This is a genomic window from Rhizobium sp. BK538, from assembly GCF_014197575.1.
In the GTDB taxonomy this organism is placed as follows: domain Bacteria; phylum Pseudomonadota; class Alphaproteobacteria; order Rhizobiales; family Rhizobiaceae; genus Rhizobium.
The window spans coordinates 115,553-132,322 of sequence record NZ_JACIFT010000003.1; the positions used below are offsets into that span (position 1 = coordinate 115,553).

Below are 16,770 nucleotides of genomic sequence, written 5' to 3' on the forward strand. Positions count from 1 at the left end.
CTAGATTCCCACCGGTCGCCGAAGATCCAGCGTCAGCGGGAATTCCGGTGAAGCTGTCTCGGCATGCGGAATGAATGCACCTGCCGTATGCCCCCACGGCTCGAATCGCGCCAGACGCCTTGCTTCCGCTTCGTTACCATTGACCGGGAAGGTGTCATAGTTACGCCCGCCCGGATGGGCAACATGATAGATGCAGCCGCCGATCGAACGCTTCGACCATGTATCATAAATGTCGAAGGTCAGCGGTGTGTTGACCGGCAAAAGCGGATGCAATCCCGACGCTGGCTGCCAGGCCTTGAAGCGGACGCCGGCGACCGAGACACCCGCGCTGCCGGTCGGCGTCAGCGGCACGGTCCGGCCGTTGCAGGTAACGGTGTAGCGGGAGGCATTGCTGGTCTCGAGGCGCACTTGAAGCCGCTCGACGGAGCTGTCGACATAGCGCACGGTGCCGCCGATTGCGCCTTCCTCGCCCATCACATTCCACGGTTCCAGCGCCTGGCGCAGCTCCAGTTTCGAGCCCTCGTATTCGACCTCGCCGCAGAAGGGGAAGCGGAATTCGAGCTGCGCCTTGAACCATTCCGGGCTGACGTCGAAGCCGTTCTGCTTGAGATCGCCGAGCACGTCGAGGAAATCGGCCCAGACGAAGTGCGGCAGCATGAAGCGGTCGTGCAGCGTCGTGCCCCAGCGGACGAAGCGGCCGTCGGCGGGGTTTTGCCAGAAGCGGGCGATGAGCGCGCGCACCAGCAATTGCTGGGCAAGCGACATGCGGGCATTCGGCGGCATTTCGAAGCCGCGGAACTCGACGAGGCCGAGGCGGCCGGTTGGGCCATCGGGGGAAAACAGCTTGTCGATGCAGATTTCGGCGCGGTGGGTGTTGCCGGTGACGTCGATCAGCGTGTTGCGGAACAGCCGGTCGGTGATCCACGGCAGCGGCGTCGGGCCGCGCCCGGGCGCGGGGATCTGGGCAAGCGCCGTTTCCAGCTCGTAGAGGCTGTCGTGGCGGGCTTCGTCGATGCGCGGCGCCTGGCTGGTCGGGCCGATGAACATGCCAGAGAACATGTAGGAGAGCGAGGGGTGGCGCTGCCAGTGCAGCACCAGGCTCTTCAGAAGATCGGGGCGGCGCAGGAACGGGCTGTCGCCGGGATTGGCGCCGCCGACGACCACGTGGTTGCCGCCGCCGGTGCCGGTGTGGCGGCCGTCGATCATGAACTTGTCGGCGCCGAGGCGGCTTTGCCGGGCTTCCTCGTAGATCGCCGTGGTGATGTCGACGCAATCCTGCCAGTTGGAGGCGGGATGGATGTTGACCTCGATGACACCGGGATCGGGGGCGACGCGGATGACATTGATGCGCTCGTCCTGCGGTGGCGAATAGCCTTCGATGTGGACGGGCAGGCCGAGTTCGGCCGCTGCGTTTTCGGCGGCGGCAATCAGCTCGAGGTAGTCCTCGATGCGCTCGACCGGCGGCATGAACACGCAGAGCCTGCCGTCGCGCGGTTCCACCGAGATCGCGGTGCGCACGGCGCCGCCGATTTCGCCGATCGTCTGCTCGACGCGGTTCTGGCTGCTGTCATCGGTCTGACGGGACGCTTCCGGCATGGCGCGGCCGCTGGGCACGAAGACTTCGGGCAGCGGCTGGCGCGGGATAGAGGGATCGGCGGGATGGATATAGGGAAAGCGGGCCGGTGGCACATAGGGCAAGGTGCCGAGCGGCAGGCGGTAGCCGACGGGGCTGTCGCCGGGCACGAGGAAGATCTTGCCGCGGCGGGTCTTCCATTTCTCGCTGACCCAGCGCCTGCCCGAAGCCCTGGCGTTCCATGCCTGGACGGGCAAGATATAGCCGGTCGGCGTCGTCAGGCCGCGCTCGAAGACGCGGGCGATGCGGCTGCGCTCTTCCGGGTCCTTCAGCTTGGAATTGGACGGATCGACGTTTTCGGGCAGGCTGCCTTCCTTGATGATCCATTCGGCCGGATCCTCGTAGGCGGGCAGCACCATATCGGTCTCGATCGCCAGTTCCCTGGCGATGGCGTTGAGCAGGTTCGAGGCGTCCTCGGCCTTGGCGCCGGTCTCCTTGCCTTCGCCGGCGATCAGATCCGGGTTCTGCCAGATCGGCCTGGCGTCCTTGCGCCAGTAGAGCGAGAAGGTCCAGCGCGGCAGGCTTTCGCCGGGGTACCACTTGCCCTGGCCGTAATGCAGGAAGCCGCCGGGGGCGAAGCGCTCGCGCAGCTTGCGGATCAGCATGTCGGCCTTGTCGCGCTTGGTCGGGCCGACGGCGGCGGTGTTCCATTCCTCGGATTCGAAGTCGTCGATGGAGACGAAGGTTGGCTCACCGCCCATCGTCAGCCGTACGTCCTCGGCTTCGAGGATGCGGTCGACCTTGGCGCCAAGTTCGTTAAGCTCGTGCCAGCTGTCGTCGGAAAAGGGCTTGGTGATACGCGGATGCTCGGCAACGCGCGCGACCTTCATGTCGAAGGCGAACTCGGTGTTGGCCTCGCCGTAGAGCGCGCCGGAGATCGGCGCGGCGTTGCGGTAGTGCGGGGTGGCGGCCAGCGGAATGTGGCTTTCGCCGGTCAGAAGACCCGAAGTCGGGTCGAGGCCAACCCACCCGGCGCCGGGGAGATAGACCTCGCACCAGGCATGCAGGTCGGTGAAGTCGACTTCGGTGCCCGAAGGGCCATCGAGCGCCTTCAGGTCGGGCGTCAGCTGGATGAGATAACCCGAGACGAAGCGGGCGGCGAGGCCGAGATTGCGCAGGATTTCGACCAGCAGCCAGCTGGAATCGCGGCAGGAGCCGAGCGCCAGCTTCAGCGTTTCCTCCGGGGTCTGGACACCCGGTTCCATGCGGATGACGTATTCGATGTCGTTCTTAAGCCGCGCATTGAGGCCGACGATGAAATCCGTGGTGCGAACCGGTGTGCGGTCGATGCCGGCGAGATAGGCGGCCAGCGCCGGCTCCACCGGCTGCGGCTGCATGTAGATCTTCAGGTCGTCCCTGATGTCTTCGGGATAGGAGAAGGGCCACATCTCGGCGCTCTCCTCGATGAAGAAATCGAAGGGATTGTAGACCGTCATGTCGGCGACGAGATCGACCTCGATCTTGAACTCAGTGACCGGGTCGGGGAAGACGTAGCGGGCGAGATAGTTGCCGTAGGGATCCTGCTGCAGGTTGACGAAATGATTGGACGGCGAGACCTTCAGCGCATGGCTGATGACCCGCGTTTTCGAATGCGAGGCGGGCTTGAGGCGGATGATCTGAGGCCCGAGGCGGACCGGCTTGTCGTATTTGTAATGCGTCAGATGATAGATGCTGGCTTTGATCGACATGTATTGCCTTGTCCGCTGCCGTATCGTTGACGGCATTTGCTATTCCCTGATGGCAGTGTGTGCAATGCAGCGAAAGAATGCAAGTCGGTAAGGCAAAGCCGGCTAACCCTTTAGGCAGCCTTCGCAAAAGTCACTGAGGCTTTGAGGCCCTTTCCGTTCGCGCCGGGCTCCAGCGTCAGCGCCGCATTGAAGAGGCCCGCGATCTCCTCGACGATCGGCAGTCCGAGCCCGGCGCCCGGCGCGCCGGAATCGCTGCCACGCGAAAAACGCTGCCGGACGGCGGCAAGCTTATCGGACGGAATGCCGGGGCCATTGTCCTCGACGTCGAGGCAGACGGTGTCATCCGTCTCGGATATCCGGACGGTCACCTCTGCGCCCTTGCCTGCATAGGCGATGGCGTTTCCAGCAAGGTTGCGTAGCAGTTCGCCGATCAGCAAAGGCTCGGCACGGACGAGCGCAGGGCGGTCACCTTCGAAGCCGAGGTCGATGCCGGCCTCGGCGGCGGCCGGGATGAGCTCCCCGGTGATTTCCTGCGCGATGGCCGTCAGGTCGATCGAGGACGCCGTCAGCGCCTCCTTGGCCGTTGCGGCATCGATCTTCGCCATCAGCAGCAATTGCGCGAGGATTCGTTCGGCATGAGCAACGGCCTGATCGCCCTTCAAGGCCGATCCTTGTGCTTCGACCAATGTGCCGGCACGGGCCGATAACGCGAGCTGCGTGCGGATGATCGCAAGCGGGGTACGCAACTGGTGGCTGGCGTTGCCGGTGAAGTTGCGAAGCGCATCGAGCGCCGATTCCAGGCGCACCATGAAGCCGTTGACCGTATCGACCAGCGGCTGCACCTCGCTTGGAACCGATTGTTCGATCGGATGGAGATCGTCGGGGCTGCGCTCGCCAATCGCGTCGCGCAGCTTGTAAAGCGGACGCAGCGCGACGGTGACCGAGATCCAGACGATGACGGCAGCCCCTGCGATCATCAAGGAGAGGCGGAGCGCCGAGCGGAAGAGGATGGCGCGGGCAAGCTGACGGCGGGCAATCGTGGTTTCGGCGACGGTAACGGCGAAGGGCACGGAGCGGATACCTGTCGAGGCCGAGCGCTTGAGCGTTGCGACACGGATCGGCTCGCCACGGAACGTATCATCAGCAAAGGCGGCGGTGTCACCCACGGTTTCGGCAAGGACCGGAAGCGCCTGGTAGCCGGTGATGAATTTTCCGGGCGGCCCGTCGACGCGGTAGAAGACGCGGTCCTGTGCTGCCGAGGTCAGCATCTCCAGCGCGACATAGGGGATATCGACCTCGAGCGTGCCATCTTCCGCGACGACCACGCGTTCGGCGATGGCGAGTGCCGAGCCGGCTAGTACCCGGTCCGATACGATGTTGGAGGTCTGCACGGCCTCGCGGTAGGTGTCCGCAAGCGCGACCATGCCGATGATGGCGGTCGAGATCAGCAGCCAGAACAAGAGCCTTCGTCTGAGCGAATAAGCTGTTGTCATGGGGCCTCGGGCAGCTTGTCGAGATAGTAGCCGATACCGCGTGCCGTCTTCACGGTGAGGCCATAGGGCGACAGCCGCTTCCTCAAACGGCTGACATATTGCTCGATCGCATTGGCCGAAATGTCGTCGTCGAAGGCGGTCAGCGACTGGATGATCGCTTCCTTGGCAACGACCTTTCCTGCGCGCATGAAGAGGATTTCAAGAAGGCCAAGCTCGCGGGCGGGAATGTCCAGCGGTGTCGAGCCGGCGGAGAAGGCGCGCGAATTGAGATCGAGCGAGAGGCCGCCGAAGCTGACGGTCGCCGAATGCAGACCGGCCTGGCGGCGCAGCAGAACGCGAACGCGGGCTTCGAATTCCGAGATGTCGAAGGGCTTGATGAGGTAATCGTCGGCCCCGAGATCAAGGCCCTTGACCCGTTCTTCCGGTGCGCCCCGCGCCGTCAGGATGAGAACGGCCGACCGGTTCTGCCGGGCGCGCATGGCGCGCAGCACCTCCAGGCCGTCCATCTCGGGCAGGTTCAGGTCGAGCACGACGAGATCGAAATTCTCGGCCGCCGTGACAGCGTTAGCAGAGGCACCGTCATGCACGACGTCGACGGCATGGCCGGTGCCGCGCAGGATGGCCGAAAGCCCGTCGGCCAGCGCGATATTGTCCTCCACCAGTAGAATGCGCACGGATGTTCCCTTGATTTTTGAAAAGGATACAGGGTGGGTGCGAAGATGTCATAGCGATTTTTCGGTTTTGGTGGGGGCGCCAAATGGGGCTGACGCGCTGGCTTGCTGGATCGTGGCCGCTCGTGCATTGTCGTGCAATGAGGAGCGTTCTTTTCCTGTTGCTGTGTCTCTGTCCCGGCTTTGCGGCTGCGGACGAGGTGTTCTATCCCGCGCGCTCCGGCAATGCGGAGGCTCCGACGCTTGTCGTTTATTCATCGCTCGACGAGCCTCTGGCGCAGCCGATGATCCATGGGTTCCAGGAGGCGAACCCTGATGTGGCGGTCAGGTACGAAGACATGCTAACGGGGGAAATCTACGACCGCATCGTGCGCGAGACGGATTCCGGCAAGCGTACGGCGGATTTCGCCTTCTCGTCGGCAATGGACCTGCAGGTGAAGCTCTCCAACGACGGCTATGCGCAGGTGAGCAACCTGCCGATGAGCGCGCGCTGGCCGAAATGGGCCAATTGGCGCAATACCGCATACGCGCTGACCTTCGAGCCGGCGGTGTTCGTCTATCACAAGCCGAGCTTCGCCAGTGAGTCGCCGCCGAGTTCGCGCGCCGAATTCGTCGATTACCTCAAGCGCAAGGGCGATGCGGTGCACGGCCGGATCGGTACTTATGACATCGAGCGCTCCGGCGTCGGTTTCCTGTTCATGGCGCGCGACCAGGAGCAGTTCGGGGATATCTGGTCGGTGATCGGTGCCATGGGCGCGGCCGGCGTCAAGCTTTATTCAACGAGCTCGGCCATTCTTGAGCGCGTCTCAGACGGTCGTTTCGTCCTAGGTTACAACATTCTCGGCTCCTACGCCGCTGATTGGGCGAAGCGTCACCCTAATGTCGGGATCGTTTTGCCAAAGGACTATACCGTCGTGATGTCGCGTATCGGCCTTGTCCCGCAGGCGGCTGGTGAGCCCGAGCTGGGACGTCGCTACCTATCCTTCTTCATGTCGAAGGAGGGGCAGACGATCATGGCGCGGGAATTGCAGATCCCGGCCGTCAGTCCTGAGGTCGCGGGGGAAAATACCGCCAATACGATGCAGGAACTCTTGGGCGCACAATTACGGCCCGTTCCCGTCAGCCCCGGATTGATGGTCTATCTGGATCAGGTGAAGCGCGCGCGACTGATCGCGCACTGGAACGAAGTGCTGCGCACGCAATAGGGAGTTCCTCGCGGAATGGGCTACCGGAACAGGCAGGGCCGCTGGGCGTTGGCCAGCAATTCCTGCTTGGTCGCGAAGGATCCGAAAAGCGCGAGGAGACGCTTCTCCTCTTCCTTGTCCAACCGATGACGGCGCGCGAAATCGCGCACGCTCCACACCTGTCGTAAGCCCTCATTTTCGATTTGCTTGGTATCGATGTGAGAACTCATGGCCCAATCCTCCTAGGCCTGCTTAACGCCTGGGCCGCGGACAAGTTCCATCGCGGCCGAATTCTGCGATGTCGCCCGGCCAGGACCAATTGCGGCAAAAAAGTGTCGCTATGGGGTGGATACTTGGCCGGTGTCAGCTAAATGACAGCTTGTTGTGGTCCGCTTTGCAGAACTTCAGCTCCGTGGAGGCGGAGAGGTGAAGTTTCGGGAGGAGCTTGCCGGCCATATCGGACCTTGAAGTCCGTCTGCGGTGTCTTTCCCGATTCCATCGAGAACAACGCGCGGTTCCTCAGCCGCGCCCACGGAGGACATACTCGTGAAGCATACTTTCCTTGCAACCATTTTTGCAGCTGCGATCGCGTTGCCGGCCCATGCGGCCGACTACACCATCATCGCCCCGGCCGCCCCCGGCGGCGGTTGGGATCAGACCGCCCGTTCGCTCCAGACCGTCATGCAGAAGGAAGGCATCTCAGGCAACGTTCAGGTTCAGAACGTTCCTGGCGCCGGCGGCACCATCGGTCTCGCCCAGTTCACCGGCCAGAACAACGGCAACCCGAACGCACTGATCGTTGGCGGCTACGTCATGGTCGGCGCGATACTGACCAACAAGTCGCCAGTCACCCTCAAGGACGTCACGCCGATTGCCCGCCTCACCGGTGAATACGAGGCGATCGTCGTCCCGGCTGCGTCCGACATCAAAACGATGGCCGATCTCGTTGCCAAGCTGAAGCAGGATCCGGGCTCGGTTTCCTGGGGCGGCGGTTCGGCAGGCGGCACCGACCATATCGCAGTCGGTCTGATCGCCAAGGCTGCCGGCGTCGACCCGACGAAGATCAACTATGTCGCCTTCTCCGGTGGTGGTGAAGCTCTGGCTGCTATTCTCGGAGGGCAGGTTACCGCGGGCATTTCCGGCTACGGAGAATTCGAATCGCAGGTGAAGGCCGGGCAGCTCCGGCTTCTGGCTGTTTCCAGCGACAAGCGCATCGAGGGCGTCGACGCGCCGACGCTGAAGGAGTCGGGCCTTGACGTCGCTGTCCAGAACTGGCGCATGGTTGCTGCAGCACCTGGTCTTTCGGCCGAGCAGACGGCTGCGATCACCGCCGATTTCGACAAGCTTTCGAAGTCCGCCGGTTGGCAGGAAATCCTGAAGACCAAGGGCTGGGCTGATACCTACCTCGCCGGCGATGCTTTCAAGGCACAGCTCGACAAGGACGTTTCGGCAACCGAAACCATCCTCAAAGAGATCGGACTTGTTCAATGAGCAGGGGTAACGAACCCTTGGCAACGAAGCGCCGCCCCGACTGGGCGGCGCTGGTCATCGCCATCTGTCTTTTCGTCGTCGCCGCCGTCATGCTTTGGGATGCCTCGCACATGCGCGCCATCGCCCAGTATGACCGTATCGGTCCGGCAACCGCACCCAAGGTCGTGGCCTTCGGGCTGATCGGTCTCGGCATCTGGACCGTTTTCGAAGCCTGGCGCAACGAGTTTCCGGAGCGGGAGCATCAGGAAGTCGCTCCTGTCATCTGGATTGTCGCCGGCCTTGCCGCGCAGATGCTGCTTCTCAAGACAGCAGGCTTTTCGATCGCAACCGGCATTCTCTTTGCGTTCACGGCGGCCGGCTTCGGACGTCGCAAACTTTGGATCTCGATCCCTGCGGGCATCGCCTTCAGCTTCGTCGTCTGGGTGATCTTCGCGAAGCTTTTGCAGCTGACCCTGCCTGCCGGGCCGTTCGAACGAATCTTTTTCTAGGATTGGATGCGATGAGCACCTTCGAATTCCTCTTCCAGGGCATCCTGGTCGCCATGCAGCCGATGAACCTGCTCTATGCGCTCGTCGGCGTTACGCTCGGCACTGCGGTTGGCGTGCTGCCGGGCATCGGCCCGGCGCTGACCGTCGCGCTTCTTCTTCCTGTCACCTACAAGCTCGATCCGGCCGGTTCGCTGATCATGTTCGCCGGCATCTACTACGGCGGCATGTATGGTGGGTCGACGACGTCCATCCTTCTCAATACACCTGGAGAAAGCGCCTCGATCGTCACCGCGCTCGAGGGCAACAAGATGGCGCGGGCGGGACGCGGTGGGCCGGCGCTCGCGACAGCCGCGATCGGCTCGTTCGTCGCGGGACTGATCGCAACGCTCGGCCTTGCTTTCATCGCTCCCTACATCGTCAAGCTTGCGCTGATTTTCGGACCGCGCGAGTATTTCGCCCTCATGGTTCTCGCCTTCGTGACCGTCTCCTCGGCTTTCGGGGATTCGGCTCTGCGGGGCCTGACGTCGCTCTTCATCGGCTTTGCGCTTGCCATGGTCGGCATTGACCAACAGACAGGACAGGCGCGTCTTACGTTTGGCGTTCCCGATCTGCTCGACGGCGTCGAGGTGACGACGCTTGCGGTCGCGATGTTTGCGATCGGCGAGACGCTTTATATCGCTGCCCAGGGCAATCGTGGTGAGGAGAAGGTCGAGGCTGTCAGGGGCTCGCTGTGGATGACGGGGCAGGATTGGGGACGCTCGTGGAAGGCTTGGCTACGCGGCACGTTGATCGGCTTCCCGATCGGCGCGATGCCGGCCGGCGGTGCCGAGATCGGTACGTTCCTCTCCTATGCTACGGAAAAGCGCCTCGCGAAGAACCCGGAAGAGTTCGGCAAGGGAGCCATCGAAGGCGTTGCCGGTCCCGAGGCTGCGAACAATGCGTCGGCGGCCGGAACGCTGGTGCCGCTGCTGACGCTCGGCCTGCCGACCACGGCGACGGCGGCGATCATGCTCGCCGGCTTCCAGCAATACGGTTTGCAGCCGGGTCCGCTGCTGTTTGCGAACAACCCGCAAATCGTCTGGGGTCTGATTGCCAGCCTTCTGATCGCCAATGCGATGCTGCTGGTGCTCAATCTGCCGCTGATCGGTCTCTGGGTTCGCCTGCTGACGATCCCGAAGCCATGGCTCTATGCCGGCATCCTGCTGTTTGCGACGCTCGGCACGATCGGCGCCAACCCATCGGTGTTCGAGCTCGGCATGCTGCTCGCCTTTGGCGTCCTCGGCTACATCATGCGGCTCTTCGGCTATCCGATTGCGCCTGCTGTCGTCGGCCTGATCCTTGGCCCGCTGGCCGAGCAGCAGCTGCGCCGCGCGCTCGCCATCAGCCAGGGCGATGTGACGACGTTGGTGATGTCGCCGATTGCCGCCGGATTGCTGATCGTTGCCGCGGCAGCCTTCATCATCCCGCTGATCCTGCGGTTGCGCGGACGCGGCGAAGTTCTGTCCCAGCTTGCGGCAAACGAGGACTAAAAGAAAAAGACTGCCCGAACCCCTCAATTGCGGCCGGCGATGGAAACATCGCCGGCCTTTTCGTCTGGTGACAAGGGGACAGGTCCTGCCTGGTTTGAGGAGCAGCTCTTTCTTCGAGCCAGCGAAGCCCGCTGATCGCGTGTTCTTGCATGGCAGGGCTGAATTTTCCGTCGCTTGTGGGGCGGCCTGCGCCTCGCCATATCTGAGCTGTCAATCATAAAGCGAAGCGAGAAAGAAAATGTCCTTCCGTAAGTCCGTTCGCGATGGTTTCCTTGGCCGCGCCTTTGCGGTGATCGGTGCCGCAAATGCCGTGAGCGCCAGCATCGAAGCTGGCCGTCGCCCGAAGGCCCGCGACCTGCGCGAGCTCGGCATCGACCCGAGCATGTTCGGCAGAATCAACCACTAAACTTATCTGCGCGTCGGCGTGGTTCTGGCGGTCCGCGATCGCCAGATACAAACAGCCCGCAACCGGATGGTCGCGGGCTTTATTTTTTGTCCAGATGAAGCCGCACCATCGGGTGCGGCCTAGCGGATTCAGGCGTGCAGTTCCTTGTGCGCCTGCGCGCGCTCCTCTGCCTGCTCCTTTCTGTTGTAGCGGATGGAGGACCACAGCGAGATGCCGATCAGGGCCGCGCCGCCAAGGCCGGTGATGACCTCGGGAATATGGAACATCGTCTGGATGTACATGATCACAGAGAGGATCAGGATCGCGTAGAAGGCACCATGCTCGAGGTAGCGGTATTCGGCAAGTGTTCCCTTTTCGACGAGCATGATCGTCATCGAGCGCACGTACATGGCGCCGATGCCGAGGCCGATGGCGATGACGAAGAGGTTCTGCGTCAGCGCGAAGGCGCCGATAACGCCGTCGAAGGAGAAGCTGGCATCCAGCACTTCGAGATAGATGAAGGCACCGAGACCACCCTTGGCGGCGGCGCTCATCGTCTGCTGCGAGGCATCGAGCAGACCGCCGATCACCTCGACCGCCAGGAAGGTCAGAAGGCCATAGATGGCGCAATGCACGAAGGTCGTGGCTTCTTCTTCGCCGAGGAACGACGAGAACACGAGAACCAGCGCCAGAACGAAGGCGATCTCGATACCCTTGATCGTCGCCGAGCGGGCCATGAGCTTTTCAAGCCCGGCGATCCAGTGGACGTCCTTCTCATGGTTGAAGAAGTAGTTGAGGCCGACCATCATCAGGAAGGTGCCACCGAAGGCGGCGATCGGCAGGTGCGCGTCGTTCATGATGCGGGCGTATTCCGCAGGCTCCCGCGCGGCGAGCACCAGGGCTTCCCATGGACCGATCTTGGCGGCGATCGCGACGATTGCCAGCGGAAAGATAATACGCATGCCGAAGACGGCGATGACGATGCCCCAGGTGAGGAAGCGATGCTGCCAGACCGGCGTCATTTCCTTCAGCTTGTTGGCGTTGACAATGGCATTGTCGAAGGAGAGCGAAATCTCTAGCACGGCGAGCACCGTGCAGATGAAGAAGACGGTCGCCATGCCGCCGATGGTGCCGGTCGCTTGCCAGCCAAGGGCTGCCCCCAGGATCAGGCCGAGGCCGGTGAAAATGAAGGCCCAGGTGAAATAGCTGAGCGCTGACTTTTGCGGGGAACTGTTGTTCATGGCCGCACCTCGCAGCCGCGACTGATGTCGAACAGAAAATATGTGCTTGAAAAACGCGACATACCACAAAAGGCATGCGCGTGAGGCATGGTGAGCTGTTTCATCGATGAAAAATCCGCCGGCTAAAGCTGCAGGCGGTACCGACATCACGAGAGCGCCGTAAAAACTCTCGCCAGAGGGGCCCGGCACCAGGTTGACCCATCGGCCGATGTCCGAGGCCGTGGGATAAGGCGAAGGTAGTGAACTTCTCGCGCCAGTCAAGATCGGCGCGATGCGCTTTGTTTTTCTTTGGAACCATCCGGCATCGCGGTCGTTAGTCCCTAGTTCACCAGTGTTATGCGCAATGAAAAAGGAGGCCGACGATGCACCCCTCGACCCACACTCCCGACAAACGTACGGAGAAATCCGACCGAATGAAGCGGGCGCGCCCCAACCGAATGCAGAAGGCGCAAGTGCTGCCTCCACATCAGGTCGACCTGACGCTGCCACACGGCGTTTTCGATGACGTCCACGTTCCCGCACACGTAACCGGCGGCGATCTTTCGAAGGGTGGGCCGAAGCCGGCTGTGGAGGACGATTCCACGGTTGCAAAGCCGACCCGCTGACGTAATTGGTAATTGCAACCCTGACATTTTTACTCGCGACAACCAGTGAGAAAAGATGAAAACAACTTCGGTGCCGCACGACATTTACATGAAGCACGAGATCGAATGGTAAGCGCTTCGGCCGCTGATATTCAGATCGATCTGGAAAGAATCGAGATCATGAATTCGCTGGGCTCTCGTTGGGATCCGCCGACGGGCTTGAGGCCGGACACGGCGTCCCCGGCGGTGTAGCTCTAATGCCTTTTGCCCGCGGTTTTCGTCGGGCGCTCCGAACCATCCTGGATCGTCACTCTGATGATCGGGATCGCTCGAACCGCGGTTCCACTTCCTGCAAGATGAACGGCCCGTAAGTCGCAGCAACGGTGGCTAGGACCGCCACCGGCCAATAGCGGAGTGCAAGCTTGCGCCGGAAAGCCACATGCTGGCCCGGATGGGCGCAGCTGCGACTGAGGGAAATGTCAGCACATCCGCTGCCCCTCGTCTTCCATACGAAAATGAAGAACTGCCAACCTTTCGGAAAGGATTGCCCGGCGATAATCCGTGCGTTCACGGGAATCGGATAGATGGCAAAGACTGCGACCCGCCGCCGCAAATCATCGGCACGATCGAAGGGAAGGGGAGGCGGAAGCGCTCTTCCCTGGACAATCATCGGCGTCATCGCCGTTGGTGGCATTGCGACCTACGACAACTGGAAGAGCGTGAAGCCGATGCTCGCCACACATGCGCCGGCCTCCCTCGTCTCCCGGCCGGCCTTGGTCGCGCGGAGCGAACCTGCACGCGATTCCAGCCCAAGGCAGACCGCCTCGATCACCGCGGCGGCACGCATCATGCCGCCTGCCGCTGTGCCTATTCCGGCCAAGGCACCTGCCGTGCCGGAAAAAGCGATCCCGGCCTCCATCTCGCCCGCGCAGGCGCAGACCGGCAAGGCCGCGTTCGGTTATTGCGGGCAGGGAGAGCACATCAACTGCGTCGCTGATGGAGGCACGTTCTGGTACAAGGGCGAGAAGATCGCCATTGCCGACGTGGTGAGCCCTGGCATTGAGACGGCCCGTTGTGACAACGAGAAGCGCCTGGGCTTCTCTGCCAAGCTGCGGCTCCTGAACATCCTGAACTCCGGATCCTTCTCGATGAACCCGGCCGGGCAGCCGGGCAAGGCCGGCGCGCCGCATGTCGTGTCACGCGACGGCCGGTCGATCGGCGTGCAGATGATCAACGAGGGCTTGGCCCGCAAACCCGGCGCGAATAGCGCCTGGTGCGCCTGAGCCTGGCCCGTAGCCGCAAACGGTGGCCTACTTCTGCTTCGGCGCCTTGCCATTGGTGCGGAAGCTGCCCGCAAAGGCCGTGTCCTTGCTTTCGGCCGTGCATTCGATGGCAACCGGCTTGCCGCCGTAGGGGTTGCCCATCGTGCAGGTGCCGGCAACTTTCACCTGACCCGTCATCTTCTGGCCGACGCCCGTCACCACAAGATTGAGTGGCATGCGGGCGTTGCCGTTGGAGGCGGGCTTGATGGCCGTGCCATCGCCTTGAAAGCCCAGCATCTTGCCGCCCGAGGTGAAGATGAAGGTGACTTGGCCATTCACAAGCGTCACGCTCGCAAGTTCGGCTTCGCAACCCTTCGTCGCGTCGACCTTGCCGACGACGAGCTTGGCGCACTTGCCGGCGAGCGTCAGGGCACCGGGCGCGCCGGGGAAATTCTGCGATGCCGCGTCCGCTGTCGTGGTCAGTGTCGCGGCGATGAGCGAAGCGGCGGCCAAAGTTGCCAGTCTCATGTCTTTACCTCGTAGTTCTTGTCTCAGCAGTGCTGTTTGTCGGCAGCGACTTGCCATTGTTCTGTGTTCGAAATTGGTCGATAGGCCCGACTTTCAATTCTGGCAATCGGCAAAGAAAACCCGAACGAGAACGCCGGATGATCTCCCGGTGTACTTCGCGCTCTATACGGACGTCCTCTGCATGCGGATGGCGCTTGGGCAAAGCGATCGCGAGCGATAGCTGCACACTCGTCTGCCAGCGAGACTGCCAGTCTAGCTAAGATTGAGGGGCTGCCGATTTGTCGGCTCGCGGAAAGCGAGTATAGTCTTTTTTCCGCCATGCACATTCGGGGGAGCGAAATGGGCGCTGCTTCTCGCATTGCCGCCAATACTGCGATCTTAGCTGCTACGCTGGTACTGCCATCGGCCGCGTTCTGCGCAGCGGCACTGAACGTCGATGCGCGCTCTTCAACCTGTAGCCAGATCTCGCAGATCATCCGCCAGAACAAGAAGGTGTTCGTCCGCTCCGGATTCGGCGGCAGCAGCTTTCGCTATCCGCCTGCCAAATGCGGCTTGGGCTATGCGCGCACCACGGCTAGTTTCCGGGATGCGGCGGGCAAACAATGCGTCCTTGACTACGCCTGCGCTTACGACAGCGGATCGTTTTACAATAACCCGTAGCGTGGCGGGAGGCCGGCGCAACGGTTGAGACGTCCATCCGTTTCTTTCCGCTCGTGGGCGCTGCACGCAGTCAATGCTTCGAGCTGCACCGGAACGAAAAAGGGCTTAGCGGTTTCCCGCTAAGCCCTTGAATTCGAATGGTGGGCGTGACAAGGATCGAACTTGTGACCCCTACGATGTCAACGTAGTGCTCTCCCGCTGAGCTACACGCCCATCCGATGGCGGCGCATAGACCACAAACCCTTTTTGCCGTCAATAGGCTTTTTTCGGTTTTGTGACATACGCTGCCGGAAGCCTTACGCGGCAAGCATTTTGTTCACTTCCTCGACGAGGTCGCGCAGGTGGAAAGGCTTGGAAAGAACCTTTGCGTCCTTCGGTGCCTTCGAATCAGGGTTCAGTGCGACAGCCGCGAATCCGGTGATGAACATCACCTTCAGGTCCGGATCGAGCTCGGTCGCGCGGCGCGCCAGTTCGATTCCGTCCATCTCGGGCATGACGATATCGGTCAGGAGCAGCGAGAAGGGTTCTTCGCGAAGCCTGTCATAGGCGCTGGCGCCGTTGTCGTAGGAGAGGACCTTGTAGCCTGCCTTTTCAAGCGCCTTCACAAGGAAGCGGCGCATGTCGTTGTCGTCTTCTGCAAGAAGTATCTTCTGAGTCATTATCCAGACCGCTTATCAGTAATTTATGCGTGGGCTCCAGCCATTTACACTAGAGTTCGGCCAGTAAACAACCAATGAAGAGGTCATCCAAGGCGTCATCCCCATGAGATAGTATGGACTTGCCGTGCGGCAACTGGCAACATGGGCGAAGCAGTGGCCTCCTGGCAGGGTAAAGAGGGAAAAAGGGTGCAGGAAATCCCCGAATACGCACTTTTCGAGGTCCGGGAGCCTTTGTCGCACACCATTCCATTCGTTTACAACTCGCCGCATAGCGGGCGCATCTATCCTCCTGAATTCATCGCTCAGTCCCGGCTCGAGGGCGTTTCGATACGTCGTTCCGAGGACCACTACGTCGATGAACTGTTCGGCGATGCGAGCGCGCTCGGCGCGCCGTTCCTGCTTGCCAACTTTCCGCGCGCCTATCTGGATGTGAACCGCGAGCCCTACGAGCTCGATCCGCGTATGTTCGACGGTCTGCTGCCGCCTTACGCGAACATCAATTCGCTGCGTGTCGCAGGCGGGCTCGGCACCATTCCGCGCATCGTTGCCGAGAACATGGAAATCTATGCGCGTCGGCTGTCGGTGCAGGAAGGGCTCGATCGCATCGAGGCCGTCTATAAGCCGTATCATGCGGCGCTGCGGCGGTTGATCGCCCGCACGCATGTCCAGTTCGGCTTTGGTGTGCTGATCGATTGCCACTCCATGCCGGGCAATGTCCGTGTCGCCGGTACAAATTCGCGGCCGGATTTCATCATCGGCGATCGCTATGGCACCAGCGCTTCGGCGGAACTGTCGCGCGCGGCCGTCGCCATCTTCGAAGAAATGGGCTTCACGGCGATCCGCAACAAGCCCTATGCCGGCGGCTTCATCACCGAGCATTACGGCCGCCCGTCACGCGGGCTGCATGCTCTGCAGATCGAAGTGAACCGGTCGATCTATGTCGACGAAATTACGCTGGAAAAGCGGGCCGACTTCGCTTCGGTTGCCGGAGCGATCACCGCCTTCATGCGCCAATTGGCGGTCTATGTGGCGCAGTTCGCGACAGACTCTGCCCTGGCTGCCGAGTAAGCCTTCAAGATTGTCAAAAAAAGACCGCCTTACGGCGGTCCAAGTCTAGGGAGGAAACACCCAAGGAGGGTATTTACAGTCAGAAGACTGTGAGCAAACGCTACTATTGCGGTGCACAATTGTCAATCAGAATTTTGCGGTGCAAAAAATTTGTGCAGCCGGCTAAATGCTGCCGCTCTCGTTTGCAACCGGCCGCAATTCCGCTA

16 protein-coding genes and 1 tRNA gene are annotated in these 16,770 nt (G+C 61.7%); 9 read left to right on the plus strand and 8 right to left on the minus strand.

Annotated elements, in window-relative coordinates; genetic code table 11:
* From FHX09_RS04670 to FHX09_RS04680, 3 genes are all read right to left on the minus strand, one after another.
* Complete coding sequence (locus tag FHX09_RS04670) at positions 1-3,321, minus strand: transglutaminase family protein (RefSeq protein WP_132589144.1); 3,321 nt, start codon at positions 3,319-3,321, stop codon at positions 1-3.
* Positions 3,322-3,431: 110 nt separating this feature from the next.
* Complete coding sequence (locus FHX09_RS04675) at positions 3,432-4,814, minus strand: sensor histidine kinase (protein WP_132589145.1); 1,383 nt, start codon at positions 4,812-4,814, stop codon at positions 3,432-3,434.
* The gene (locus FHX09_RS04680; protein WP_007797751.1) at positions 4,811-5,488 is read right to left on the minus strand and encodes a response regulator transcription factor; all 678 of its coding nucleotides are present in this window, start codon (positions 5,486-5,488) and stop codon (positions 4,811-4,813) included. The genes FHX09_RS04675 and FHX09_RS04680 overlap by 4 nt, the downstream gene beginning before the upstream one ends.
* 137 nt (positions 5,489-5,625) lie before the next feature.
* On the opposite strand from FHX09_RS04680, the gene FHX09_RS04685 reads away from it, so the two are divergent.
* Positions 5,626-6,690 carry an ABC transporter substrate-binding protein gene (locus FHX09_RS04685; RefSeq protein WP_132589146.1) on the plus strand — a complete coding sequence of 355 codons (1,065 nt, stop codon included), beginning with the start codon at positions 5,626-5,628 and terminating at the stop codon, positions 6,688-6,690.
* 20 nt (positions 6,691-6,710) lie between these two features.
* On the opposite strand, the gene FHX09_RS04690 is transcribed toward FHX09_RS04685, so the two are convergent.
* Positions 6,711-6,899, minus strand: coding sequence for a hypothetical protein (locus FHX09_RS04690; RefSeq protein WP_007797757.1), 189 nt, complete (start codon positions 6,897-6,899; stop codon positions 6,711-6,713).
* Between the two features lie 316 nt (positions 6,900-7,215).
* Here FHX09_RS04690 and FHX09_RS04695 point away from each other — a divergent pair, with 316 nt between their 5' ends.
* The 4 genes from FHX09_RS04695 to FHX09_RS04710 all read left to right on the plus strand — a co-directional run bounded on the left by FHX09_RS04695 (position 7,216) and on the right by FHX09_RS04710 (position 10,583).
* The gene (locus FHX09_RS04695; protein WP_007797763.1) at positions 7,216-8,160 is read left to right on the plus strand and encodes a tripartite tricarboxylate transporter substrate binding protein; all 945 of its coding nucleotides are present in this window, start codon (positions 7,216-7,218) and stop codon (positions 8,158-8,160) included.
* A complete protein-coding gene (locus FHX09_RS04700) occupies positions 8,157-8,648 on the plus strand; it encodes a tripartite tricarboxylate transporter TctB family protein (protein WP_007797765.1) in 492 nt (163 codons plus the stop codon). Before FHX09_RS04695 ends, FHX09_RS04700 begins: the two co-directional genes overlap by 4 nt.
* Before the next feature lie 11 nt (positions 8,649-8,659).
* A complete protein-coding gene (locus FHX09_RS04705) occupies positions 8,660-10,177 on the plus strand; it encodes a tripartite tricarboxylate transporter permease (RefSeq protein WP_132589148.1) in 1,518 nt (505 codons plus the stop codon).
* Between the two features lie 238 nt (positions 10,178-10,415).
* Positions 10,416-10,583 carry a hypothetical protein gene (locus FHX09_RS04710; protein ID WP_007797771.1) on the plus strand — a complete coding sequence of 56 codons (168 nt, stop codon included), beginning with the start codon at positions 10,416-10,418 and terminating at the stop codon, positions 10,581-10,583.
* Positions 10,584-10,711: 128 nt separating this feature from the next.
* Here FHX09_RS04710 and FHX09_RS04715 read toward each other — a convergent pair whose 3' ends face one another.
* Positions 10,712-11,803, minus strand: coding sequence for a DUF475 domain-containing protein (locus tag FHX09_RS04715; protein WP_007797775.1), 1,092 nt, complete (start codon positions 11,801-11,803; stop codon positions 10,712-10,714).
* A gap of 362 nt (positions 11,804-12,165) precedes the next feature.
* On the opposite strand from FHX09_RS04715, the gene FHX09_RS04720 reads away from it, so the two are divergent.
* Both FHX09_RS04720 and FHX09_RS04725 read left to right on the plus strand, forming a co-directional pair.
* Positions 12,166-12,408, plus strand: coding sequence for a hypothetical protein (locus FHX09_RS04720; RefSeq protein WP_007797778.1), 243 nt, complete (start codon positions 12,166-12,168; stop codon positions 12,406-12,408).
* Positions 12,409-12,971: 563 nt separating this feature from the next.
* The gene (locus FHX09_RS04725) at positions 12,972-13,670 is read left to right on the plus strand and encodes a hypothetical protein (RefSeq protein WP_184449345.1); all 699 of its coding nucleotides are present in this window, start codon (positions 12,972-12,974) and stop codon (positions 13,668-13,670) included.
* Between the two features lie 27 nt (positions 13,671-13,697).
* On the opposite strand, the gene FHX09_RS04730 is transcribed toward FHX09_RS04725, so the two are convergent.
* Positions 13,698-14,177, minus strand: a complete 480-nt coding sequence (locus tag FHX09_RS04730; protein ID WP_007797784.1) for a hypothetical protein — start codon at positions 14,175-14,177, stop codon at positions 13,698-13,700.
* A 339-nt stretch (positions 14,178-14,516) separates the two neighbouring features.
* On the opposite strand from FHX09_RS04730, the gene FHX09_RS04735 reads away from it, so the two are divergent.
* Complete coding sequence (locus FHX09_RS04735; RefSeq protein ID WP_132589151.1) at positions 14,517-14,837, plus strand: hypothetical protein; 321 nt, start codon at positions 14,517-14,519, stop codon at positions 14,835-14,837.
* Between the two features lie 138 nt (positions 14,838-14,975).
* On the opposite strand, the gene FHX09_RS04740 is transcribed toward FHX09_RS04735, so the two are convergent.
* Positions 14,976-15,050 (minus strand) — tRNA-Val (locus FHX09_RS04740).
* Positions 15,051-15,133: 83 nt separating this feature from the next.
* Positions 15,134-15,496, minus strand: a complete 363-nt coding sequence (gene cpdR1 / locus FHX09_RS04745) for a response regulator CpdR1 (RefSeq protein WP_007527565.1) — start codon at positions 15,494-15,496, stop codon at positions 15,134-15,136.
* A gap of 186 nt (positions 15,497-15,682) precedes the next feature.
* Between cpdR1 and FHX09_RS04750 the strand changes: the two genes are divergently transcribed.
* The gene (locus tag FHX09_RS04750) at positions 15,683-16,564 is read left to right on the plus strand and encodes an N-formylglutamate amidohydrolase (RefSeq protein ID WP_132589228.1); all 882 of its coding nucleotides are present in this window, start codon (positions 15,683-15,685) and stop codon (positions 16,562-16,564) included.
* Positions 16,565-16,770 lie beyond the last annotated feature (206 nt).